Source organism: Flavobacterium turcicum (genome assembly GCF_011365745.1).
Classification (GTDB): Bacteria; Bacteroidota; Bacteroidia; order Flavobacteriales; family Flavobacteriaceae; genus Flavobacterium; species Flavobacterium turcicum.
The window spans coordinates 246801-270349 of sequence record NZ_JAAOBY010000001.1; the positions used below are offsets into that span (position 1 = coordinate 246801).

At 36.9% G+C, this 23549-nt stretch carries 18 protein-coding genes; 12 read left to right on the forward strand and 6 right to left on the reverse strand.

All coding sequences use genetic code 11. From position 1 onward, the window contains the following. Position 1: 1 nt before the first annotated feature. From atpH to G9Q29_RS01140, 10 genes are all read left to right on the forward strand, one after another. Complete coding sequence (atpH, locus tag G9Q29_RS01095) at positions 2 to 535, forward strand: ATP synthase F1 subunit delta (protein WP_166132664.1); 534 nt, start codon at positions 2 to 4, stop codon at positions 533 to 535. A 37-nt stretch (positions 536 to 572) separates the two neighbouring features. Then, positions 573 to 2150 carry a F0F1 ATP synthase subunit alpha gene (gene atpA / locus G9Q29_RS01100; protein WP_166132665.1) on the forward strand — a complete coding sequence of 526 codons (1578 nt, stop codon included), beginning with the start codon at positions 573 to 575 and terminating at the stop codon, positions 2148 to 2150. Between the two features lie 70 nt (positions 2151 to 2220). Next, positions 2221 to 3081 (forward strand): ATP synthase F1 subunit gamma, encoded by an 861-nt coding sequence (gene atpG, locus G9Q29_RS01105; RefSeq protein ID WP_166132666.1) that lies wholly within the window; start codon positions 2221 to 2223, stop codon positions 3079 to 3081. A 222-nt stretch (positions 3082 to 3303) separates the two neighbouring features. Next, positions 3304 to 3747 (forward strand): GNAT family N-acetyltransferase, encoded by a 444-nt coding sequence (locus tag G9Q29_RS01110; RefSeq protein ID WP_166132667.1) that lies wholly within the window; start codon positions 3304 to 3306, stop codon positions 3745 to 3747. Positions 3748 to 3871: 124 nt separating this feature from the next. Continuing rightward, positions 3872 to 5338, forward strand: coding sequence for a lipopolysaccharide biosynthesis protein (locus tag G9Q29_RS01115; protein WP_166132668.1), 1467 nt, complete (start codon positions 3872 to 3874; stop codon positions 5336 to 5338). A 219-nt stretch (positions 5339 to 5557) separates the two neighbouring features. Further along, positions 5558 to 5992 carry a dUTP diphosphatase gene (gene dut, locus G9Q29_RS01120; protein WP_166132669.1) on the forward strand — a complete coding sequence of 145 codons (435 nt, stop codon included), beginning with the start codon at positions 5558 to 5560 and terminating at the stop codon, positions 5990 to 5992. 273 nt (positions 5993 to 6265) lie between these two features. Next, on the forward strand, positions 6266 to 7276 hold the full coding sequence (locus G9Q29_RS01125; RefSeq protein WP_166132670.1) for a sugar phosphate nucleotidyltransferase: 1011 nt from the start codon (positions 6266 to 6268) through the stop codon (positions 7274 to 7276). Between the two features lie 93 nt (positions 7277 to 7369). Continuing rightward, the gene (locus G9Q29_RS01130; RefSeq protein ID WP_166132671.1) at positions 7370 to 8725 is read left to right on the forward strand and encodes a tetratricopeptide repeat protein; all 1356 of its coding nucleotides are present in this window, start codon (positions 7370 to 7372) and stop codon (positions 8723 to 8725) included. Between the two features lie 62 nt (positions 8726 to 8787). Continuing rightward, on the forward strand, positions 8788 to 9522 hold the full coding sequence (locus G9Q29_RS01135) for a DUF4292 domain-containing protein (protein WP_317164723.1): 735 nt from the start codon (positions 8788 to 8790) through the stop codon (positions 9520 to 9522). Between the two features lie 59 nt (positions 9523 to 9581). Next, a complete protein-coding gene (locus G9Q29_RS01140; RefSeq protein WP_225872867.1) occupies positions 9582 to 10799 on the forward strand; it encodes a murein hydrolase activator EnvC family protein in 1218 nt (405 codons plus the stop codon). A 103-nt stretch (positions 10800 to 10902) separates the two neighbouring features. Here the strand turns inward: G9Q29_RS01140 and G9Q29_RS01145 are convergent, their stop codons facing one another. Next, a complete protein-coding gene (locus G9Q29_RS01145; RefSeq protein ID WP_166132674.1) occupies positions 10903 to 11910 on the reverse strand; it encodes a hypothetical protein in 1008 nt (335 codons plus the stop codon). Between the two features lie 273 nt (positions 11911 to 12183). Here G9Q29_RS01145 and G9Q29_RS01150 point away from each other — a divergent pair, with 273 nt between their 5' ends. Next, positions 12184 to 14163, forward strand: a complete 1980-nt coding sequence (locus G9Q29_RS01150; RefSeq protein WP_225872868.1) for a TonB-dependent receptor family protein — start codon at positions 12184 to 12186, stop codon at positions 14161 to 14163. 21 nt (positions 14164 to 14184) lie between these two features. Here the strand turns inward: G9Q29_RS01150 and G9Q29_RS01155 are convergent, their stop codons facing one another. From G9Q29_RS01155 to G9Q29_RS01165, 3 genes are all read right to left on the reverse strand, one after another. Beyond that, on the reverse strand, positions 14185 to 14625 hold the full coding sequence (locus G9Q29_RS01155) for a c-type cytochrome (RefSeq protein ID WP_166132676.1): 441 nt from the start codon (positions 14623 to 14625) through the stop codon (positions 14185 to 14187). A 3-nt stretch (positions 14626 to 14628) separates the two neighbouring features. Further along, complete coding sequence (locus G9Q29_RS01160) at positions 14629 to 15753, reverse strand: PQQ-dependent sugar dehydrogenase (RefSeq protein WP_166132677.1); 1125 nt, start codon at positions 15751 to 15753, stop codon at positions 14629 to 14631. A 193-nt stretch (positions 15754 to 15946) separates the two neighbouring features. Next, positions 15947 to 18277, reverse strand: coding sequence for a glycoside hydrolase family 3 protein (locus tag G9Q29_RS01165; RefSeq protein ID WP_166132678.1), 2331 nt, complete (start codon positions 18275 to 18277; stop codon positions 15947 to 15949). 208 nt (positions 18278 to 18485) lie between these two features. Here G9Q29_RS01165 and G9Q29_RS01170 point away from each other — a divergent pair, with 208 nt between their 5' ends. Next, complete coding sequence (locus G9Q29_RS01170) at positions 18486 to 18899, forward strand: DUF2452 domain-containing protein (protein ID WP_166132679.1); 414 nt, start codon at positions 18486 to 18488, stop codon at positions 18897 to 18899. 281 nt (positions 18900 to 19180) lie between these two features. Here the strand turns inward: G9Q29_RS01170 and G9Q29_RS01175 are convergent, their stop codons facing one another. Together G9Q29_RS01175 and G9Q29_RS01180 are read right to left on the reverse strand one after the other, a co-directional pair. After that, positions 19181 to 22402, reverse strand: a complete 3222-nt coding sequence (locus tag G9Q29_RS01175) for a WD40/YVTN/BNR-like repeat-containing protein (RefSeq protein ID WP_166132680.1) — start codon at positions 22400 to 22402, stop codon at positions 19181 to 19183. Positions 22403 to 22664: 262 nt separating this feature from the next. After that, a complete protein-coding gene (locus G9Q29_RS01180; protein WP_166132681.1) occupies positions 22665 to 23054 on the reverse strand; it encodes a Dabb family protein in 390 nt (129 codons plus the stop codon). Positions 23055 to 23549: the final 495 nt, after the last annotated feature.

Below are 23549 nucleotides of genomic sequence, written 5' to 3' on the forward strand. Positions count from 1 at the left end.
TATGGCAAGTACTAGAGCAGCAAGTCGTTATGCAAAAGCAATTTTAGACCTAGCTAATGCTAAAGGTGTGTCTACTGAAGTGAATAGTGATATGAATAGTATTGCTACAGCTATCAATGGCAACCTAGAATTGAGTACTTTTATTCAAAACCCAACTATCAAAGTTACAGTAAAACAAAATGCTTTATTAGAAGTTTTTGCTGATAGCAATGCGGTTACTAAAGGTTTGTTTCAATTGTTATTTGAAAACAAGAGATTCGAAATCTTAGAATCTATCGCAGTTGAGTACGGGAAATTATTTGACTTTGCTAACGGAATGGAGCAAGCGCAAGTAACTACTGCCGTACCAATGGATGCTGCATTAGAAGAAAAAGTTTTGGCTAAAATAGCATTGTTATCTGATAAAAAGGTAAGCATACAAAATATAGTAGATCCAGCAATTATTGGAGGATTTATTTTAAGAATAGGCGACAAGCAGTACAATGCTTCTGTTGCTAACAGATTACAAGTATTAAAAAGAGAGTTAAGTAATTAGTTTATTGCACATTTAAGTGTTTAAATCATAAAGTAAGATGGCGGAAATTAAACCTGCTGAAATTTCAGCAATATTAAGAAAGCAAGTAGAAGGTTTTGAATCTGGTGCTACACTAGAAGAAGTAGGAACCGTACTTCAAGTTGGAGATGGTATTGCTCGTATCTACGGGCTTTCTAATGTTCAATATGGAGAGTTAGTGGAGTTTGACAATGGTTTAGAAGCTATTGTATTGAACCTTGAAGAAGATAACGTGGGTGTGGTACTTTTAGGACCATCTACTGGTATCAAAGAAGGTTCTACTGCAAAAAGAACACAACGTATTGCTTCTCTTAAAGTAGGAGAACAAATGGTAGGACGTGTAGTAAACACACTTGGTTTTCCAATTGATGGAAAAGGACCAATTGGTGGAGACTTATATGAAATGCCATTAGAAAGAAAAGCTCCTGGAGTTATCTTCCGTCAGCCAGTTACTGAGCCATTACAAACAGGTATCAAAGCAGTTGATGCAATGATTCCAGTAGGTCGTGGACAACGTGAGCTAGTTATTGGTGACCGTCAAACAGGTAAGTCAACTGTTTGTATCGATACTATCTTAAATCAAAAAGAATTTTACGATGCTGGAAAACCAGTATTTTGTATCTACGTAGCTATTGGACAAAAAGCTTCTACAGTAGCAGGAATTGCTAAAATGTTAGAAGAAAAAGGTGCTATGGCGTATACTGTGATTGTTGCAGCTAATGCTTCTGATCCAGCTCCAATGCAAGTTTATGCTCCTTTCGCAGGTGCTGCAATTGGTGAATATTTTAGAGATTCAGGTCGTCCTGCTTTAATTGTGTATGATGATTTGTCTAAACAAGCGGTTGCTTACCGTGAGGTTTCTCTTTTATTAAGAAGACCACCGGGACGTGAGGCGTATCCTGGAGACGTTTTTTACTTACACAGCCGTTTATTAGAGCGTGCTTGTAAAGTAATTGCTGATGACGGAATTGCTAAAAACATGAATGATTTACCAGATTCATTGAAATCTATCGTAAAAGGTGGTGGTTCATTGACAGCTTTACCAATCATTGAAACTCAAGCTGGTGACGTTTCTGCATATATCCCAACAAACGTAATTTCGATTACTGATGGTCAAATTTTCTTAGATGGTGATTTGTTTAACTCAGGAGTTCGTCCAGCAATCAACGTAGGTATTTCGGTATCACGTGTTGGAGGTAACGCTCAAATTAAATCAATGAAAAAAGTATCAGGAACTTTAAAACTAGATCAAGCACAATTCCGTGAATTGGAAGCGTTTGCTAAATTTGGTTCTGATTTGGATGCTGTTACTTTAAACGTAATTGAAAAAGGAAAAAGAAACGTTGAAATCTTGAAACAAGGTTTGAATGATCCTTATACTGTTGAAGATCAAGTAGCAATTATTTATGCAGGTTCTAAAAACTTGTTAAAAAATGTTCCTGTGAACAAAGTAAGAGAGTTCGAGAAAGATTTCTTAGAATTCCTAAATGCTAAGCACAGACCTACACTTGATGCTTTGAAAGCAGGAAAGTTAACAGACGAAATTACAGATGTAATCGAAACTGTAGCTAAAGAATTATCAGCAAAATATAACTAATTTAGTGAAAAGTGAAAAGTGAATAGTATAATTGTTCACTTTTTACGATTCACATTTCACTATACACAAAATGGCAAATTTAAAGGAAATCCGTAATAGAATTACTTCCGTTTCATCGACGATGCAAATTACATCGGCTATGAAAATGGTTTCTGCAGCAAAGCTAAAGAAAGCACAAGATGCGATCACAGCAATGCGCCCTTATGCCGAAAAATTAACGGAATTATTGCAAAATCTTTCTGCTACTTTAGAAGGTGATGCCGGTGGTGAGTACACTACACAGCGCGAAGTTAAAAAAGTGTTGTTGGTGGTTATTACTTCTAACAGAGGTTTAGCAGGTGCGTTTAACACCAATGCGATCAAAGAAGCAAAAAACCGTGCCGATTATTACACAGGACAACAAGTTGATGTTTTTGCCATTGGTAAAAAAGGAAACGACGTCTTGAGCAAAACTTTAAACGTTGTTGGTAATCAAAGTACTGTTTTTGATGATTTGACTTTTGATAATGTTGCTAAAATAGCGGATACTTTAATGGAGAAATTCGTTGGTGGTGAGTATGATAAAATTGAGTTGATTTACAACCAATTTAAAAATGCTGCTACGCAAATTGTTCAAACAGAGCAATTTTTACCGTTAGCATCTTTAAAAGCCAATGCTGCTGAAGCTGCTGGTGATTATATTTTTGAACCATCAAAAGAAGAAATCGTTTTGACTTTGATTCCTAAATCTTTGAAAACACAATTGTATAAAGGTATTCGTGACTCTTTTGCCTCAGAGCACGGAGCACGTATGACAGCAATGCACAAAGCAACTGATAATGCAACTGAATTGAGAAATCAATTGAAATTAACTTATAACAAAGCGCGTCAAGCTGCAATTACTAACGAAATCTTAGAGATTGTTGGTGGAGCAGAGGCTTTGAAAGGATAAGAAAAACTTAGTTTTTCAAATCTTCAAAATGCGAAGTTTTGAAAGAGTTAACATATTTTGTTTTATAATACAAAGAGTCAACTTCGGTTGGCTCTTTTTTTTATACTTTGGTTTGCGACAAGTTAAATATCCTCGTTAAGTTCATAAACATAATCGTTTTCCTTGTTTTTTCTTTTTCTATTCCTCTGATTTTTTCTCTAATTTTACATTTTTAAAACGAACATGGAATTACACCTTATAGAACTTACTACCAAAGAAGAAATGCTGGCGCAATACGATGTCATGCTACATTTGTACACTAACTTTACTTTCGAAAAATACGATGCGTATCTTACGGATATGATTCCGCACAACTACAAGCAAATTGCTGTTTTTGAAGGTACTGTTTGTGTTGGACTTTCAGGTTTGTGGTCTGGAACCAAACTTTGGTCAGGCAAGTACCTCGAAATTGATAATTTTATCGTTCACCCTGATCACCGTAAAAAAGGAATTGGTAAAATAATGACAGATTATGTAGATGCGAAAGCCAAAGAACTTGGTTGTACGATGATTGTACTAGATGCTTTTACAGGAAACTTCAATGCACATCGTTTTTATTATAACCAAGGATACGCGCCCAAAGGTTTTCATTTCTTAAAAATTATCAACGAAGACGGTTTATCTTAAGAATGCTACACTTTCTAGAAAACAGTTTTCACAAATCAAGTAGGATATCTGCTTCACCAATGGTTAAAGTCACCACACAATTGCCTATTTTTGTTCCTATTGACCTCTGTAAAATAAAATAATTTTGGGTTTATATAAAAATCTTTTTAAACAAACAGCCATTTACGGACTCGCTACGGTTGTTCCGCGAATGTTCAGTTTTATTCTGGTTCCATTATACACTGATTTACTTCCTAAAGCTGAATACGGTAAGGTTTCTGTCATTTTTGCTTACATGATTTTCTTTAATGTACTTCTCGCGTATGGGTTTGAAACTGCTTTCTTTAGGTTTTACAATAAAGAGAATGATAAAAAATCTGTTGTTGAAACAGCGTCCGTTTCCCTTTTTTGGTCCTCAATTGTATTTTTGGTCATAGCCTTGCTTTTCCGCAATAAATTGGCCATTTGGTCTGGTCTTGATGTACAATATATTACATACACCATTTGGATTTTAGTGTTTGATGCTTTGGTGATTGTTCCTTTTTCAAAATTAAGAGTCAACCAGCAACCTATAAAATATGCTATAATCAAAATAGGAAATGTTGTAGTTAATTTGGTCCTAAACTTATTCTTTTTGAGTTATTTACCAGCAATTGCAAAGTCAAATCCTGATGGGTTTTTAGGTTCGTTGTACATAGTTGATTTTCAAATAGGTTATATTTTCGTATCCAATATTGTAGCCAGTTTGCTTACTTTTTTAGTATTGTCACCGTCCTATTTTAAACTAAAATGGCATTTTGATTACCAGCTTTGGAAGCGCATGATGCAATACGGAATGCCCATTATGCTAGCCGGACTCGCATTTGCCATCAACGATCAGTTTGACAAAATTTTATTGGGAGAACTATTGCCAGCCAATATTGCCGATGCAGAGGTGGGTGTATACTCAGCCTGTTACAAGCTTGGTTTGTTTATGGTTTTGTACCGTACGGCCTACACTTTAGGTATCGAACCTTTCTTTTTTAGCCATGCTGATAGTAAAAATGCACCACAAACTTACGCTACCATAACCAAATATTTTGTCATTTTTGGGTCGTTCATTTTACTCTCCGTTATCGTTTTTGCCGATGTTTTCAAGGTGATCATGATTCAGGACGAGTCATATTGGGAAGCCATGAAAGTAGTGCCTTTAATTATTTTGGCTAATTTTTTTCTTGGCATTTACACCAACCTTTCTGTATGGTACAAACTCATTGATAAAACCTATGTGGGTGCTTACATCTCAATCGTAGGAGCCATCATCACGCTAGCGCTCAATTACCTGCTAATCCCAACCATGAGTTATTACGGTTCAGCCATAGCCACCATAGCCGCTTATGGTAGCATGATGACCATCTCTTATTATTTCGGAAACAAATATTACCCCATACCGTATGACAGCCGTAAAATTTTTATGTATCTCATAATTTCAATCGGATTTTCAGCGATTTCATTTTACGGATTCCGGGAGAATTATTTCGTAGGAATCCCGTTATTGCTCGTGTTCCTGTATTTTATATACCACAACGAAAAAGAATTATTAACCCAAATACTAAAACGTAAAGCAAAGTAGTATCAATTTTTTTAGAAGCTTATCGCGCCCTTCGTTTCAAGCTTTTTCCTAAAATTGTTTTTTTCTATGGGGCAAAAGGAGCTTCTTGCAGTCGCTCTTTTCACCCTCGAAAAAAATACAATTTTATAAAAAAAGGCTTTCCACTTCGGTCACGGCTAAAAAAGCGCACTTCTTAAAAAAGACTATCTGATCCTAAAAACTAGCTCAAACAAATACATTATGAATATCAACATCATCAACAAATCACAGCACGACTTGCCTAGCTATGAAACCATCGCCTCGGCAGGAATGGATTTACGAGCCAATATAACCGCCCCAATTACTTTAAAACCTTTAGAACGAACCATCGTAAAAACAGGTCTTTTTATAGAACTACCTATTGGGTACGAAGCACAAGTAAGACCACGCAGCGGACTAGCTGCAAAAAATGGTGTAACCGTACTTAACGCACCCGGGACTGTAGATGCGGATTATCGTGGAGAAATTGGAGTAATTTTAGTAAATTTATCCAATGAAGATTTTACCATTCAAAATGGAGAACGCATAGCGCAATTGGTAATAGCAAAACACGAACGCGCCGAGTGGACTCTAGTTCAGGAACTGACAGAAACTTCAAGAGGTGAAGGTGGTTTTGGTAGTACGGGAGTAAAGTAAACAGTCGCAGTATTCAGTCACAGTAATCAGTAGAAGTTAACAGTTTTAGAAAATTATTAAACGACAAATTTCAAATATAAAGTTTCAAAAATCCGTTTAATCTTTTAAATCTGTGGCTCAATAGAATAAAAAAAACTTTGCGAGCTTTGCGAAATCCTTCGTGAACTTTGCGGTTAAAAAGTAAAATAAATTTAATAATTTAAAGATTGAATAATTTAAAGATTTATGATAATCATTAAATTTTTCAATCGTTTAATCTTTCAATAAATAAACATGAAAATAATCGTTCCTATGGCGGGTCGTGGATCACGCCTTCGCCCACATACATTAACCATTCCTAAACCATTAATTCCTATTGCCGGCAAACCTATTGTACACCGTTTGGTTGAAGACATCGCGGGAGTTTTAAATCAACAAATTGACGAAGTAGCTTTTATCATTCATGAAAGTTTTGGTCAAAAAGTGGAAGAAGAACTTTTGGCTATAGCCCAAAAACTAGGTGCCAAAGGAACCATTTATTACCAAAACGAAGCCTTAGGAACCGGTCACGCTATCATGTGTGCCAAAGAATCCTTGAGCGGACCAGCGGTAATTGCTTACGCCGATACCCTAATTCGTGCCGATTTTGACTTAGACAAAGAGGCAGATAGCGTAATTTGGGTAAAACAAGTAGACCAACCAGAAGCTTTTGGTGTGGTAAAATTAAATGCGAACAATGAAATCGTTGAGTTGGTTGAAAAACCAGCCACTTTTGTTTCAGACTTAGCAGTTATTGGGATTTACTATTTCAAAGATATTGCAGTACTTAAAAACGAATTACAGTTGGTACTTGACAATAACATCATTCACGGTGGCGAATACCAAATCAATGACGGAATCAAACAAATGATGGCCAAAGGCATGAAATTTGTCCCTGGCAAAGTGGAGGAGTGGATGGATTGCGGTAACAAAAACGTGACTGTAGAAACCAATTCTAGAATGTTAGGATTTTTACATAATGATGGTGAATCCTTAGTTGATGAAAGTGCAAAACTAGAAAACGCAACTATTATACCGCCTTGCTATATTGGTAAAAACGTAGTGTTGATTAATGCTACTGTTGGTCCAAATGTTTCCCTTGGTGACGGTTGCCATGTGGTAAATAGTACAGTAAAAAACAGTTTGGTACAAACGCATTCGCATATCAAAAATGCCGTTTTAGACAATGCCATGATTGGTAATCACGCTAGTTTTGATGGTAATTTCACTAGCATCAGCATAGGTGATTATTCTGTTTTAGAGTAAAATACGGTATCAACTCACTGCTCTCAATCAGTGAGTTGTTACTTCAAAAAAGGTTCTGATTTTGTATCAATTGTACTAGTATTACGTTTAATTATGAATAGGAAAAACAAATTTTTTGTACTGCTACTAATTGGATTTTTTGGATTCCAAACAAATTTGTGCGCACAAATTGAACCCGAAGAAATCAAACTGGATACAGATCAGTTTCAGGAACTATTCTACGAATCGTTGCTGCAAAAAGGAATCGAAAATCATGACAAAGCAATCATCGCTCTTGAAAAAGCCGATAAAATCAGCCCTAACAACGCTACCGTTTTTTATGAATTAGGGAAAAATTATTTAGCATTAAAAAATTATCCCGAAGCCTTTACTTTTTTTGAAAAAGCCAGCACTATCGATCCTAAGAATAAGTGGAATTACATTGGCATGTACGATGTGAGTTATGAAACCAAAAACTATGCGCAGGGAATCACAGTTTTAAACAAACTAATCCCAATCGATTCGAAGTACAAAGAGGATTTGACTTCGCTGTACATGGCTACCAATCAATACGACAAAGCTTTAACTTTGATACAAGAACTCAACGAAACCGTTGGAAAAACAGATAGAAGAGAATTGTACAAAAGTCAAATTCTATCAGTAGGGAAATATCAAAATTCGGAAATTGCAAACCTCGAGCAACTCATCTCAAAGAATCCAAAGGAAGAATCGAATTACTTGAATTTGATTTTTTTGTACTCTAAAAATAACGACGAGAAAAAAGCTTTTGAAGTTGTTCAAAAATTAGAAAAAGCCATACCAAATTCAGAGTGGGCGCAGGTGAGTTTATTCAAAAATTATTTAGATAGTAATGACGCCGCAAAAGCCATCAGTGCCATGAATACTGTATTGGGTAGTAGCAAAATCGACTCAAAAATTAAAGACCGTATTTTAAACGAATTTTTAATTTATGTCAATAAAAATCCACAGTACAGCGCTGATTTAGAAAAAGCAGTTTCTTACTTTGATAATGATCCAAACATCAATGTAGCTAAAGAAATAGGTTTGTTTTTTCAAAGTAAAAAGCTGTACCAAAAAGCAATTCCCTTTTACGAAAAGGCTCTGAAAACCAATGCTGACAGCGATATCGCAACGCATTTGTTGCTCTTGCAAGCACTTACGGAGGTGCAGCAATTTGACCAAATAGATAAAAAAGCAACTGCTTTGGTAGAGAGTTTTCCAACACAAGCGACCTTTTATTATTATGTAGGTTTGGCCAACAATCAATTAAAACAATTCAAGAAAGCAAAGGATTATCTCGAAATGGGCATGGATTATGTAGTAGAACAATTGGATTTAGAAGTGAACTTCAACATCCAATTAGGAGAAGCCTATAACGGTTTGGGGGATTTCAAGAAAAAAGACTTGTATTTTGCCAAAGCCAATCAATTAATTAAAGCAAAAAAATAATGAAAAAATGTGTCCTACTCTTTATACTTTCAGTGTCGTTGTTGTCCTGCAAGTCCAAATCAATGGCGGTTGGAACAACTCCTGAAGCTCCTGCAGTTTCCGCAGTTGCTAGCGCTGAAATGTCTGCTAAAAAAATTATTGAGCAGCATTACAACAATAAAATCGATTTTTCTACATTGTACATTAAGTCGAGCGCACGCTACGCAGATGATAAATTGACACAAAACGTAACGGCTGAAATTAAAATACAGAAAGACGAACAAATTTTGGTAAGTGTTCGTTTTCTTGGCATTACAATGGCCAAAGCCTTAATTACTCCAAAAGCAGTAAGTTATTACGAGAAATTAAATGGAACTTATTTTGAAGGCGATTTTAGTAGTTTGAGCCAATGGTTAGGTACTGATTTAGATTATGAAAAAGTGCAAAATTTATTATTGGGTAAGGCTATCGATAATTTAAGCAAAGGCAAGTATCAAGTTAAACTTGAAGAGCAAAATTATCAACTGGTAGATCAAAATAGTGGGAGCACTTCAAAGTCTTATTTTTTAGATGCGTTGCGTTATTTAGTTCAAAAACAAGAAGTGGCTCAAGTTGCTGAAGAACGTAACATTAAAGTAGAGTATGGCGCACACCAAGAGTATGCACAAGGAACTTTGCCTACGCAAATTGCAATTCAAACCCAACAAAAAAAAGGAACTACGGATATAAAATTGGAGTATAACGGAATTTCTTTTAACGAAGAACTTTCTTTTCCTTATAGTGTGCCAAATGGCTACAAAAGAATTTTAATTAAGTAAATTTGCCAAAACATTTTTTTCACATGCCAAAATTGATCCTAAGCCTAATTTGTATTTGTATGACTTCCTTACTTTGGAGTCAAGAGTCACAACAAGAAAAATTAGAACAACGCAAAGAGCAAATTCAAAAAGAAATTCGCGAAAACGAAAAACTTTTACAATCCGTAAAGAAAAAAGAAAAAACGGTCGTGAACGTTATCGCGATTCAAAGCAATAAAATTAAGCTAAAGGAAAAATTAATTAACACTACCGAAAAGCAAACGAAATTGCTTAAGAATGACATGTATATTAATCAAGTACAGATTAATAAATTGAAAAAAGAATTAAAAATTTTAAAAGAAGATTATGCTAAAATGATTGTGAAATCATACAAAAGCAGGTCTAGTGAGAGTAGAGCGATGTTTTTACTTTCTTCTGAAAATTTCTTGCAAGCCTACAAACGCGCGCAATACATGAAGCAATACACAAGCTACAGAAAAACGCAAGGAGAAGAAATCAAAACCAAAACAGATAAATTAGCCGATTTCAATCAAAAGTTAGACGTTCAAAAAACGGCCAAACAAAAATTGATTGCCGAGAATGAAAAGGAACGTTTGTCTCTCGAAAAAGAAAAGCAAGAGCAACTTAAGTTGGTGAATTCTATCAAGAAGGACAAAAACAAGATTGCGCAAGAAATTAAAAAACGCCAGCAAGAATACAGAACAATTGACAGGCAAATTAATAGGTTGATAAGAGAAGCAATTGCCGAAGCCAACAGAAAAGCAGCACTAGAAAAAGCAAAAGCAAACCCAAGTGCGCCAGTATCTAAAGCGGCAGTTTCATCATCGAAAATTCAATTAACGCCAGAGGCCAAATTAGTTGCAGATAATTTTAGAGCCAACAGAGGTCGTTTGCCTTATCCAGTTGAAAAGGGATTTATCTCTCTAGGCTACGGAAACCAAACACACCCGCTTTTTAATACGATTACCATTCACAACAGTGGTGTTGAAATTACTACCGAAAAAGGAGCCAGTGCTCGTGCGGTTTTTGGAGGTGAGGTAACAAGTGTAATGGTAATTTCGCCAGTGAACAAAGCCGTTACCATCTTGCATGGTGATTATTTTACGGTGTATCAAAATTTAAGTTCGGTATCAGTAAGTAAAGGTGATAAAGTAAGCATTAAACAAAGCATTGGTAAAGTAAGAACCAATGGCGATACCGGAAAGACAGTTTTAAAGTTTATGATTTCTCAAAACTCAACGTTGATTAATCCTGAGGGTTGGTTGTCAGGAAGGTAATTTAAAACTTGCCTTACAATAAAAAAGCACTATCGTTTCAAAAGAAATGATAGTGCTTTTTTGGTTTTTAAAGGTGATTTTTCAATCAGTAATACACTCCAATTTATTGGTACTGAATGTAAATTGGCTTTGGTGTAAGTTGAACCAATTGTTCTGGCGTATACATGCTCCACTTGTTCCACTTGTCATTTTTGTAAAATAATTTGAAACCTGTAAACTGGACTGGCTCTCTATAAATGTAACGTAAGTAAGTTGATTTTTTTAGAATTTGACTTCCAAAACCATCCATGTGCATCACGATTTGTACTTCGGGAACTTTTTTAATGTTTTGGTAATTGGTAACCATTCCTTGTGTAAAACGGTGTACTACTAAAACCTTTGGCGGAAGCTTTTTCTCGCGTACAATTCGAGCCAAAATTGCAATTGCATCGTTAATATCTGAGGCGTCAAGTGTACCGATTTTTTTGCCAGGCACGTGACCTCCTTTCATCGAAAATTCAGGATCAATACCCAAATGTACATTGGGTTTGGCCAAATACGATTCTAGTTGCGTTACTTCTTCTTTTACGGTACTATGGCCAATTTGCACATCTAAAAACACCAATGCTTTAATAGGTTTTGCCCAAGCTAGCAAGGTGTCAATTTGTTTAAACGGCATGCGCATGTTGTACCTATTTGCTTTTCCGGGTTGGCTTTGCGCCGAAACTGCAATATAATGCAGTGCAGGAATTGCTTGAACTGTTGAATCAGCAGCTTGCCATTTGGCTACTTCTGATTGTAGTTTTTGAAGCATTTCGTCTTTGGGATATTCGCCTAATACACCCATTCTTTTAGAGTATAAATTACCATAAAATGCAATGATGCGTTGGTATGGCAAAACAGCACCCACTAACGGATACGGACTTTCTGCAGGCCATCTTCCGGTGGTGTCTTGGTTGCTTAAAGCGAGCATGCGCTGCTTGTAATCTATTGTATCAAGTTGTGGTTTTTGACTTTGAATTTCTTTTGTAATAGGAGCAGTGGCTGTTTTTTTTGCAGCCTTTTCATTTTGACAAGAAAAAAATAGTAGAGAAAGTGCTAAAGCAAAAAATAGATTTAATATGGGTTTCATTGTTGAGGAATTACTGCATCAAAAAGTTGCTAATTATGACAGCAAGGTATTTAATATTGTCTGAAGAATTTTTTAAAAGTGTTACATAATTTACGGTTTTTGATGGTATGAAATCGTGTTTTGCTTTGGTGCAAAACGGAAGAAAAGAGTATCTTTAAGCACCAATTTAAACCCCTAAATAGTAGTCCCTTGTTAAAAAAAATAATTCTTTGTTTCCTTTTAGTTCAGGGCGTCTGCTTAACTTTTGCGCAAGCGAAAAAAGACACCATCTCTTTGCCAGAAGTAGTTTTGAAAGGCGCACCGATACAAAAAAGCGTTCAAAAAACCGCTGCGGCTGTGGCAATACTAACTGCTGCTGATATCAATAAAAGCGATGGTTTGATTTTAACCCCCGTTTTAAATACAATTCCGGGCGTGAATATGCAGCAAGGTGCGTTGAACACCAACCGAATTATGGTACGTGGTATTGGTGCACGCGCACAATTTGGCACTACCAAAATCAAAGCTTATTTTGACGGGATTCCGCTAACTACCGGCGAAGGAGAAACTACAATTGACGATTTAAATTTAAACGCAATTGAAAAAATAGAAATCACAAAAGGACCCAATGCCACGAGTTTTGGATCGGGTTTGGGCGGTGTTATCCAACTGTTTTCAAAAGAGACGCCTGCGGGAGAGAATTTTGCAAAAGCGGCTACCACTTTAGGAAGTTTTGGTTTGCTATACCAGCAATATACTGCCGGGTTTGCTAATGCAAAAAGCAATTTGTACAGCAGTTATGCCAATGTACAGCAGGACGGATTTAGAGCGAACAGTGACTACAACCGGAAAACATTCAACTTGCACGGCAAGCAGCAATTGGGCATGAAAGGGAAATTGTCTTTTCTGGGAACTTTTACACGATTGAAAGCGTTTATTCCGAGTTCGATTAACGAAAATGATTTTACAAACAATCCCGAGAAAGCCGCTCCTACTTGGGCTGCCGCAAAAGGATTTGAATCTTATGATAAAGTACTTTTAGGAATTGCACATCAACATCAATTTACAAATAAATGGTCGTTGCAAACGAGTGTTTTTGGTAGTTTCAAAGAGGCTTACGAACCACGCCCTTTTGATATTTTAGAAGATAACACCAATACAGTAGGGTTGCGAGCACATGCCAACTTCAAAGACCAACTTTTATCAGTACCCATGGAACTGAGTTTTGGAACTGAATTGCTCAAGGAAAAATATAACAATACTTTGTATCGTAATTTGTATCAATCGCAACCAGGTCAAGGAAGTGTGCAAGGAGAAGCTTTTAGTACCGTAAATCAAAATAGAAATTACAGCACTTTTTTTGTTCAAATGGAGTTGCAACTAAATTCAAAACTACAATTAGAAACGGGTTTGGCTTTCAATGAAACTTCCTATTCATTAGAAAACGAAACAAATCAAGGTGATCCGTATTCCTTTGGCGCTGTGTGGTCACCACGAGTTGGATTGTCATATCAAGTAAGCCAAGGAAAACATTTGTACACAGCAATTAGCAACGGTTTTTCGGTGCCATCGGTTTCAGAAACCTTAACTCCTCAAGGTCAAATTAACAACAGTTTGAAACCAGAATTGGGTTGGAATTATGAAGTAGGTTTTAAAGGAAATTGGTTGGGTCAAAAGTTATACACCGAAGTAGCTTTGTATACTACTCAAATCAAAAATTTGTTAGTCGCACGTCGCACTGCTGAAGATCAATTTGTAGGTATCAATGCGGGTAGCAGCTCACATTCAGGTCTCGAGTTTGTGTTGAGATATACTGTTTTAAATAGCGGAAAAGTACAAATTAAAACCCAAGCTTCGGGAACTTTGAATAATTTTAAGTTCAACGAGTTTGCAGATGGTGATGCTGATTATTCTGGAAATCAACTCACGGGCGCACCGCAATCGCAATTTAATTTCGGAATTGATGTTCAAACAAAAATGGGAATAAGCTGGAACACTGCTTTGCAAACCGTTGGTAAAATCCCTATGAACGATAGCAACACCAAATACAGTGATCGTTATACGCTGTTAGATAGTAAACTGACTTATTTATTTACCTTGTTTAATTGTTTGAAAACAGAGGTAAATGCTGGAGTGAACAATGCTTTAAATCAAAAATATGCTGCTAATATTTTGCCTAATGCGGTAGGATTTGGTACTGCTGCGCCTCGTTATTTTTATCCTGGAAATCCGATTAATTATTACGGAGGTTTTTCGGTAGTTTATTACTTTTAAAAATGAATTTCTAAAAAAACTTTATTTTTTAATTGCTGCAACCTCTGTTACAGTCACAACTTTGGTTTGTTTGTTGCTCCACGAAGTCATTATGTAATTCATTACATCAGCTACTTCTTGATCACTGAGTCCCATGGCAGGCATGTTACCATTGTACCATTTACCATTAACTATCATCATTCCATTTTTTCCGTATTTTACTGCTGCGATACTTGCTTTTCGTTTATTTTTTAACCAGCTAGATCCATCCAAAGGCGGAAAATTAGTGCCATCTCCTTTGCCTGCAGCGCCATGACATTGTATGCAAAAATCGGCATATATTTCTTTACCCGGATTTTGAGTAGTTACAAAGTTATTTTTTTTATCAATGCGGCTGTATGCAGCTGTTTCGATAGAGTTCTTTGAAGCAATACTTCCTAGCAATGCCATACCCAATCCCAAAATTAGTTTTGTGTTGATCATGATTTAGTTAGGTATAATTTTTACAATTCCTTTTCCTTCTACACCCATGTAAATGTAGCCGTCGGGACCTTGCGCTACATTGCGTACACGACCGACTCCGGTGGCAATTTTTTGACGACCTACAATTTCATCTCCTTTTAATTGAACCAATTCAAGGTATTGAAATTTTAATGATCCTACTAACAAATGGCCTTTCCAATCTGGATATTTATCGCTGGTTACAAATGTCATTCCGCTTGGCGCGATAGAAGGCAACCAGTAATAAATTGGTTTTTCAATTCCTGGTTTTTCGTTTTGTGTACTAATTGTAGTGCCATCATAATCGATACCGTAGGTCACGACTGGCCAACCGTAATTCACTCCTTTTTGAATGATATTGATTTCGTCGCCACCTTGAGGTCCGTGTTCGGTTTCCCAAATGGCGCCGGTAACTGGATTTTTTGCCATTCCTTGTGGGTTGCGATTTCCGTAAGTGTAAATAGCTTCTTTAGCTCCTGATTTACCCACAAAAGGATTGTCTTTTGGAATACTTCCATCATCATTTAGTCGGTAAATTTTTCCACCATCGCGGGTAATATCTTGTGGATTGACAAAGTGTTCCCCACGTTCACCCACTGAGAAAAATAAATAACCATCATTATCAAAAACAATTCGGGAACCAAAATGCTGTCCTTTGGTTGTATTTGGAGTTGCTTTGTACAACGATTCAATTTGGGTTAAACCGCCGTCAACTAATTTAGCGCGAATCAATTTGGTATTTCCTCCCGTGCCTTCACCTTCTTCGGAAGCAAAAGTCATGTAAATCCAACCGTTTTTCGCGTAGTCAGGATGTAGAGCGATATCCAACAAACCACCTTGTCCACGAGTATAAACTTTTGGAACATTTTTAACGGCTGTTTTTTGTCCGTTTTTTATATGAAACAAAGTCCCATTTTTTTCTGTAACCAATAGCGCTCCGTCTGGCAACCAAGTCATTCCCCACGGAATCGCAATGTCCGATGCAACGGTTTCTAAGGTGTAATTTTTAACTTCGTCTTTGATAACTACATCATTTGGTTTGGTTTGTGCCTCACAATTTAGTGCGAGCATGGAGAATATAGAAAGGGAAACAAGGGTTATTTTTTTCATGATGGAAGTTTTAACAAAATTGTCTTTAAAGGTACTAAATGCCAAATAAAAATTGATGATTGGATTTAATTTTTACTTCGAATTAACACAATCAGTTCGTTGCGTTTAATTAGTGTTTTTTGTAAAAAGAAAAATCTAAAGTTTCCTCATAAAAAAACCACCTTTTGAGTAGGTGGTTTTGAGAGATTGTGTTTTATTTTTTGACACTGTATTTGGCTGTTCGGGCATCTTTGATGGGACCTTTCCAATTTAGTCCGAAACCAAAATCATAGACATTTCCAACGTTGTCTTGGTACGGAATCATATCGTGGGGTACATCTTCGAGTTGTTTTTCAACGGTAGACATGTTGGCGGGCATTTGCAAAGGTAACAAGCCAGACGGTTCTGCTTTACCAGAAACAATATCTAACAAAGCTTCTACTTGTACGCCAAAATCTCCCAGTATTGCATCTACATTTTTTTCGAAATCACTAAAAACCATCGGATTTGAAATGGATACAGCTACTAAAACAGGTTTGTCTTTCATGGCTTTTTTTGTATCTAAAATGGTATTTAAATCAGGATATGAATTGGATTTACTCGTTTTATTCACATACGAACGGTTGTTGATAGTAGGATCAATCACAGGATCACCGGCAGCAATACTTTGCACTCTTGCATCAACGGCGGTGTAGTCACTCAATTGCAAACTAATGGGTACATATCCGTTTCCGCCAGCTTCTCTATCCGTTCGACTGTAGCCGTTGCTGATCGGACTTTTGATAAAAACCATTGCAAAGTCAGCTTTGTCTGGATCATCGGTTACAGTGTAGTATCTTTTAATCAATTCTAAATTAACTGGATATTCTATTTTTTCTGGCGAAGGTTGTCCAAAAAAGTTAATTCCCGCAGGTGTGGTGCGCTTTGGTACATAAACCGTTTTTCCTTTGGCAATTGGTAGCGTTTTGTTTTGATTTTTAAGCAAAACTACTGATTTTAATTGCGCATCGTAACCCGCTTTCATAAACTCGGGCTTTCCAACAATAGATTTGGTTTCGTTCGGGTCTAAATAGGCATTTTCGAACAATCCTACTCTAAAAATATTCAAAAGCAATCTAACCGCTGATTGCTCAAAACGCTTGCGCATAAAGGATTCGCCTTGCTCTTTTACACCCATTTGGTAGGCTTCAAGAACAGGTTTGATGTCGTTATTTCCTCCAAATTGATCCACGCCAGCCATCAGCACTTTATAATGTCTTTCGGCTACGGTTAAGGATTCAACTCCCCAAGATTTTCCAGCAAACACATCTGGTTTCGCACCTTCATCAGCAGTAATGAGCCAATCGGTACAAACTACGCCATCGTAGCTGTATTTATCTCGCAACAAATCAGTGATGATGTATTTGCTAAACCCGTTCCCTACGTTCTCGCCATATTTTTTATCTTGACCAAATGAGATGGTGTAGTACGGCATCACCGCTGATGCTTTTTTAGTAGAACCGTTTAGTTGAAAAGCGCCTTCGGTAAATGGTTTTAAGTGTGTTTCGAAATTGTTTCCAGGATAAACTGCAAATTTACCGTAGGCAAAATGTCCATCGCGTCCAGCTTCTTCAGGACCGCCGCTTGGCCAATGTTTTACCATAGCATTCACACTTTGATGTCCCCAACCGTTGTAGTTGGCAATAGATTTTTTTGGAGTTTGAAAACCGTCTACATAGGCTCTTGCCATGTCGGTGGCTAGTTTTGGGTCTTCGCCAAAAGTACCAACAAAGCGATTCCATCTTGGTTCTGTTGCCAAATCAATTTGAGGCGAAAGCGCAGTTGCAATTCCCATGGCGCGGTATTCTTGTGCAGCAATACTACCAAATTGTTGTGTAATAGCAGCATCAAAAGTGGCAGCTAGACCTAATTCTTCGGGCCATTGTGAGATAGCACCTCCGGAACCCGCATTGTATTCGGCATCTTTATTGGCACCGTTTCTAGGATCGGAACTGTTGTTGGCTGGAATTCCCATCCCGATTCCTTCGACTAAGGTTTGAATATTGTTGTTCCACTTTGCTGCAATTTCTGGTGACGCTACCGAGGTCATTAAAATATGTCGCAGATTGTCTTTGGTTAAAAAAGCAATTTGCTGATCAGATAAAGCGGAAGGTTTTGCACCACTTTGGGAAAAAGGTTTTCCGTTATAGGTTCCTGTAAACATGCCTGCTTCTTGCGCTGGAATGGCTTGGTGCCTGCTGTACAACATTAAACCTGCGATTTGTTCTACGGTCATTTGCGCGGCTAGGTCTTTAGCTCTTTCGTTTACGGGTTTGCGCCAATCTTCATAGAGATCTAATTTCCCGTTTTTATTCAAGTCTTTAAACGCAAAACCATCTACTTGAATGATTTTGATACCTGATTGAGGTGAGTAGCCCAAGGTTTGACCACCTTTGTTGGCTACTAGTTTATAGGTATTTTTGTTGGTTTCGGTCCATTTGGTTTGTGCCTGCAAGCCTACAGCAAGTAGGAGTAAAGAGGGTAGTATTACAATTTTTGATTTCATACGGGTTTATTTTCAGGTAAATAGCTTTAATTGAAGAATATCAAATGTAACAAAAAATAGTATGTGTTGTATAGACACAATGAAACTATTTTTATTTTTGAAATCAAAGTAATCAGGATTAGCTACTAGAAAACTATTTTTTGTTTAACTTTGCTGAATAAAATTTAAACAAAACAAAATAATTATTCTTTGCATAAGCTGAAAATAAATGGAAGATAAAAAACCAGATAATGTTGTTTATACTGCCGAGGCGGGATACAATGCCAATATTTTGCCCTACGCAACAGGTGTTGGTGCACCAGTTATTCGTGTTGATGATGTAGTTTCTTGGAAAAGCAGAGGAATTGACAATGTGAATAAAGAATTGGGAAATAAGTTCAATGAACTCAAATTACAATACGAAAAATTGATGCAAGAATACGAGTGGAACGAACTCGTGTACAGTGCCAAATTTTCGTTTGAGCCAGTTATTGGAGAGATTTATCATTTGTATCGCGATGCGCAAGGCGTTCATTTTTTATCCTTGATTGGCCCACACGAGTGGAATAAAGAACACATCGGTACTTTTAAACTCAACAGCGATAAAAAGTGGATGCATCTCGATGGCTATTCCAACTTTTAACAATTGCTTTAACTTTTCAAAAAGAAATATTTTTACAAGAAGAAAGGGACCGCTCACAATGAACGGTCCCTTTTTTGGATGATCTGGTTTTGTAGTAAGGTTGAGTGAAATTAGTTTTTAATTATAATTTTTCGTCAGTTCGAGTTTTTTTCGGTAGAAAAAAGTATCGAGAACAAGAAAAATTTTATTGAGAACGGTTCTCGATACATTTTTTGTTTCGTTTTACTACACAAAAAATACTCGAACTGACGTTTTTAATAACTTCATCAATCGCGAACAACTTATTTTTTATCCTCATCTAAAATAATAGCGGGAACTTTTTGTTGCATCACATAGCTATTAAAAGCTTTCACATCTTTATCCATCAGCTCTTGTAATTTACTTATTTGAGCATCTATTTTTTGAGCTAAATCTTGGTAAACTACATAGGCATTACGTGTAGGTTTTGACTCTGATGAAGAAATGTTTGACCCCAAACCAGCCATTTTATCATTCAATTGAATAGGGTAGGCCAATACATCTTGTGGTGCTTTGGCTTTAGGTTGCATTAAAGTTCCTTCGATAGCGTCTAGACTTTCTAAAGTAGTTTTTGTCATTTTTTTCATTTCTTCTATCAGCACAGCATCTTTTACGCTACCGATATAAGAATTGATTTGCGATCTAATTTTGCGTAATTTGTTGATCGCTTTATGCGCTTCGTCCACTTTTTTGTTCACTTTTTGATGCAAATCAAATTGTTCTTGTAAGTCGGCTGCACTTGTATTTACTCTTGGGTCTAATTTAATTTCGAAGGCTGCTTCGCCAATTACATTTTTTCCTTCTAAAAGTTTAACGGTATAAGTACCAGGAACTACTTTTGCGCCAGCTCCAGAACCAGCCCACATTACATTGGTGCCTTCTACTTCGGTCACATTAGGATATCTCATGTTCCACACAAAAGAATTCATACCAGCTTGCGCTGAAATTGTTCCAGGTTGTGCTTTCTTGGTATCAGTATAAAACTCTTTTGAAGGTGTCATTTCTTTGCCTTTCAAGTTTTTAGTAGACGAGTAGGTGATAATAGTATCTCCTTTTGGAGTAGCAAATTGCAGTTTTATCTCGCGTGTAGGTTTCTTTTTAAAATAGTAACGTACAATTACACCATTTGGCGCATTGGTTCCGGTGCTTGTGTCATCACTTTGACCACCTGACATACGGTAGGCATGACGTGGTTTAAATAAGTGTTTGTCCGCTTTTACTGCTTGGTCTTTGATTTCGTATAATGGAGTAATGTCATCTAAAACCCAGAACGCACGACCGTGTGTAGCCACTACTAAATCTTTCTCTCTTTTGTGAACACGCAAATCACGAATTGGTGTCAAGGGAAGGTTTAAGTTGAGTTTTTGCCACGAATCGCCATCATTGAATGAAACATAAATACCGCGTTCTGTACCAGCATAAAGCAATCCTGCTTTGTTTGGGTCTTCGCGCAGTACTCGACAATATTCGTCATTAGGGATTCCGTTCGTTATCTTGGTCCATGTTTTTCCGTAATCAGACGTTTTAAATAAATATGGATTGCGATCGCCGTACATGTATTTGTTCGCCGCTACGTAAGCTTTTCCTTTTTGATGCTCAGAAGTATGAATCATACTAATCAATGAAAAATCAGGTAAAAGCGTTGTTGGTAATGAAATATTATCCCATTTGGCACCATTGTTTTTCGTGATGTGAATCAAACCATCATCAGATCCTGTCCAGATAACACCTTCTTCAAGAGGCGACTCTGATAAGGTGAAAATAGTAGCATAGGCTTCGGCACCGGTTTGGTCTAAAGTAATCGGACCTCCTGTTTCGCCAGTCGTTTTAGGATCATTACGCGACAAGTCAGGACTTATGATTTGAAAAGAATTTCCTTGATCTTTGGTAACGTGCACTACTTGTGAGGTCACGTACATTTTCTTAGGATTGTGAGGCGAAAAAACAATCGGGTACGTCCATTGAAAACGGTATTTTTTAGCATTGGATGGCGCTCCAATATTCGACTCTGGATAAGGAGAGATATCTTTTGACTGTCCTGTTTTTTTGTTGAAAGTACTTAATTGTCCGTCGTATTCACCACCAAAAGTAATGTCAGAATTGGTTGGATCAGCTTCAATATAACCAGCTTCGCCACCCGCAACCGGATACCAAGATTCTGTACCGATACCATAACCATTGGTTCTTGAAGCGATACGAACAGAAGAATTGTCTTGTTGTGCGCCGTAGATATTATACGGAAATTCATTGTCTACCGAAACGTGGTAAAATTGGCTCGTAGGTACATCTAGGGCAGTAAAAGTTTCGCCTCCGTTATAGGTAACTTCTCCGCCACCATCATCACCAATGATAAAATTATCAGGGTTGTTTGGGTTAATCCAAACATCATGCGTATCACCATGACCTACATTTATTTTTTTGAAACTTTTTCCGCCATCGCTGGTTTTCCAAGCATCAACATTCAAAACAATTAATCCATTTTCGTTTTTAGGATCGGTTTGTAAATTCATGTAATACCATGGGCGTTGCCACAAATTTTTGTCTTCGTTAATCAATTGCCAGTGTTCACCAGCATCATCAGAGCGGTACAAACCACCTTTGTTGTTTTCGATTAAAGCATACAAACGGTTTGAGTTTACAGGCGAAACGGCTATTCCTATTTTTCCAAGCAAACCAACAGGCATTCCTGGTTTTTCATTTAAAGAAACCCAAGTATCGCCACCATCGGTAGATTTGTAAAGTCCAGAACCTTTTCCGCCAGACGACATCGAGTGTCCGTTGCGATAAGCTTCCCATAAGGTAGCATACACAATTCGCGGATTAGAAGGATCAATGCGCACGCACATCGCCCCGGTTTTAGCATCTTTAGAAAGCACTAATTGCCATGTTTTTCCGCCATCTTTTGATAGGTACACACCACGCTCCGGGTTCGATTGAAAAGGATTTCCCATTGCTGCTGCAAAAACGATGTTGGCATCAGTAGGATGTACCTCAATATTACCAATAGCATCTGCCTTATCTAGTCCTGCTTTTGCCCAGCTTTTTCCGCCGTTTACAGATTTATAAACGCCATCGCCAAAGGAAATGTTAGAGCGCATATCGGCCTCGCCCATTCCTACATAAATCACATTAGCATCAGAAGGTGCCACGGTAATAGCACCAACGGAAGACGATTTAAATACACTGTCAGAGATAGGAAACCATTCGTTTCCGCCGTCAATGGTTTTCCAGACACCGCCACCGGTTGCCCCAAAGTAGTAGGTGAGCGGTTGACTGGCGTGACCTGCAACTGCCAAGGACCTACCGGCTCTAAACGGCCCGATGTTGCGCCATTTGAGCGCGTTAAAAACACTATCTGTAGCAATGGCTGCCGTGTTTTTGTTTTTTACATTCTTTTTTTGAGCGAATCCGCTTGGTGCGTTACTCACTAATGCTGCTGCAATGATAAGGCCATGAAAGACTTTTTTACAATGCGTTCGATTCATATGGTTTGGTTTTTAGTTAGTTTATAGTTTTGAAATGAAAACACAATTTAGAACTTTATTTTCAACTGTTGTTACAATTAAAAGCCTTGATCAAAGTGGTTGTGTATTTTGACTACTGTTCAAATATAGTGAATAATCAAATGGTTTGGTAGTGAACTGTTTGCAGATGAGGTATTTCTGAAATCCCTTTCTTTTTCAACTAATTATTGCTCGTAAATTACAGATTATTAACGACTTATTATTGCAATTATTTCTGAAAAAGCTACTGTGTAATGCTATCAAAAACCCGTACTTTTTCCCAAAGGTGTTGGTGTTTTTTTACGAATTCTAAGTGAATGGGATGGTCCTGATATATTTTTTGGTCGGATTCATTGTCAAAAAACAACAATTCCGATACCTGCCAAGAGGTGTCAACTACTTCGCGTTTTTCAGTAGATGCTAAGGTGCCTATGTGAATTTGTCGCACTGTTGGTATTGATTCTAGCGTTTTTAAGCCTGCGATGAGTTGTTTTTTGTCTGCTTCAGAATCTGGATTTTTTAACCAAAAGTAAACTTGGTGCAGAACAGATTGCGATGTTGTCTTGGTTTTTAATCCCATCAAACTTGCTAAACCAATTGCTGTAGTAGCTCCAATAAATTTTCGTCGTAACATGTTGTTGTAGTTTTAGTACGGGAAAATAAGAAAAATATTGGAATTATAAATACAAATTGTTCTGGTTCAAATGATAGTATGAAAATGTAGGCAAATAATTCTGTAAACTGCACTAAGAAAAAAAGACGTTTCATTGCTGATAGTCTATCTAAAAAGTTCTTACGTAGTAGCGGATTTATGTTATTAGATAAATGATTTTCCTTTTATGTTTAGTTATGTAATACAAAATCATATTAGGTATAAATTATGTGTGGTTGTAAAAGTAATCATTCCGTCACAAAAATATTTTCTGAAAAAGTTAATATTGGTAAGTAATCACTTGCTGTAAAATTATAATGTTCATTGTACTCTTTCATCCATTTTTTTACATTCGATTTTAAATTTATAGATTTATCTTCCTTAAAATTTTCTTTTAAAGTGATTTCAAAATAAAAATCTGTTTTGGAGTTTTCCTTGCCTTTAATTTTAGACTTATGTTTGTGCGCGATACAATCA

What these genes read in the sequence shown, in the direction of transcription:
- G9Q29_RS01145 (WP_166132674.1), bottom strand. Translation starts at nt 11,910, where the DNA reads ATGAAACCCATATTAAATCTATTTTTTGCTTTAGCACTTTCTCTACTA.
- G9Q29_RS01180 (WP_166132681.1), bottom strand. Translation starts at nt 23,054, where the DNA reads ATGTTACGACGAAAATTTATTGGAGCTACTACAGCAATTGGTTTAGCA.
- G9Q29_RS01135 (WP_317164723.1), top strand. Translation starts at nt 8,788, where the DNA reads ATGGCGGTTGGAACAACTCCTGAAGCTCCTGCAGTTTCCGCAGTTGCT.
- G9Q29_RS01165 (WP_166132678.1), bottom strand. Translation starts at nt 18,277, where the DNA reads ATGAAATCAAAAATTGTAATACTACCCTCTTTACTCCTACTTGCTGTA.
- G9Q29_RS01155 (WP_166132676.1), bottom strand. Translation starts at nt 14,625, where the DNA reads ATGATCAACACAAAACTAATTTTGGGATTGGGTATGGCATTGCTAGGA.
- dut (WP_166132669.1), top strand. Translation starts at nt 5,558, where the DNA reads ATGAATATCAACATCATCAACAAATCACAGCACGACTTGCCTAGCTAT.
- G9Q29_RS01160 (WP_166132677.1), bottom strand. Translation starts at nt 15,753, where the DNA reads ATGAAAAAAATAACCCTTGTTTCCCTTTCTATATTCTCCATGCTCGCA.
- G9Q29_RS01110 (WP_166132667.1), top strand. Translation starts at nt 3,304, where the DNA reads ATGGAATTACACCTTATAGAACTTACTACCAAAGAAGAAATGCTGGCG.
- G9Q29_RS01140 (WP_225872867.1), top strand. Translation starts at nt 9,582, where the DNA reads ATGACTTCCTTACTTTGGAGTCAAGAGTCACAACAAGAAAAATTAGAA.
- G9Q29_RS01175 (WP_166132680.1), bottom strand. Translation starts at nt 22,402, where the DNA reads ATGAATCGAACGCATTGTAAAAAAGTCTTTCATGGCCTTATCATTGCA.
- atpA (WP_166132665.1), top strand. Translation starts at nt 573, where the DNA reads ATGGCGGAAATTAAACCTGCTGAAATTTCAGCAATATTAAGAAAGCAA.
- G9Q29_RS01130 (WP_166132671.1), top strand. Translation starts at nt 7,370, where the DNA reads ATGAATAGGAAAAACAAATTTTTTGTACTGCTACTAATTGGATTTTTT.
- atpH (WP_166132664.1), top strand. Translation starts at nt 2, where the DNA reads ATGGCAAGTACTAGAGCAGCAAGTCGTTATGCAAAAGCAATTTTAGAC.
- G9Q29_RS01125 (WP_166132670.1), top strand. Translation starts at nt 6,266, where the DNA reads ATGAAAATAATCGTTCCTATGGCGGGTCGTGGATCACGCCTTCGCCCA.
- atpG (WP_166132666.1), top strand. Translation starts at nt 2,221, where the DNA reads ATGGCAAATTTAAAGGAAATCCGTAATAGAATTACTTCCGTTTCATCG.
- G9Q29_RS01170 (WP_166132679.1), top strand. Translation starts at nt 18,486, where the DNA reads ATGGAAGATAAAAAACCAGATAATGTTGTTTATACTGCCGAGGCGGGA.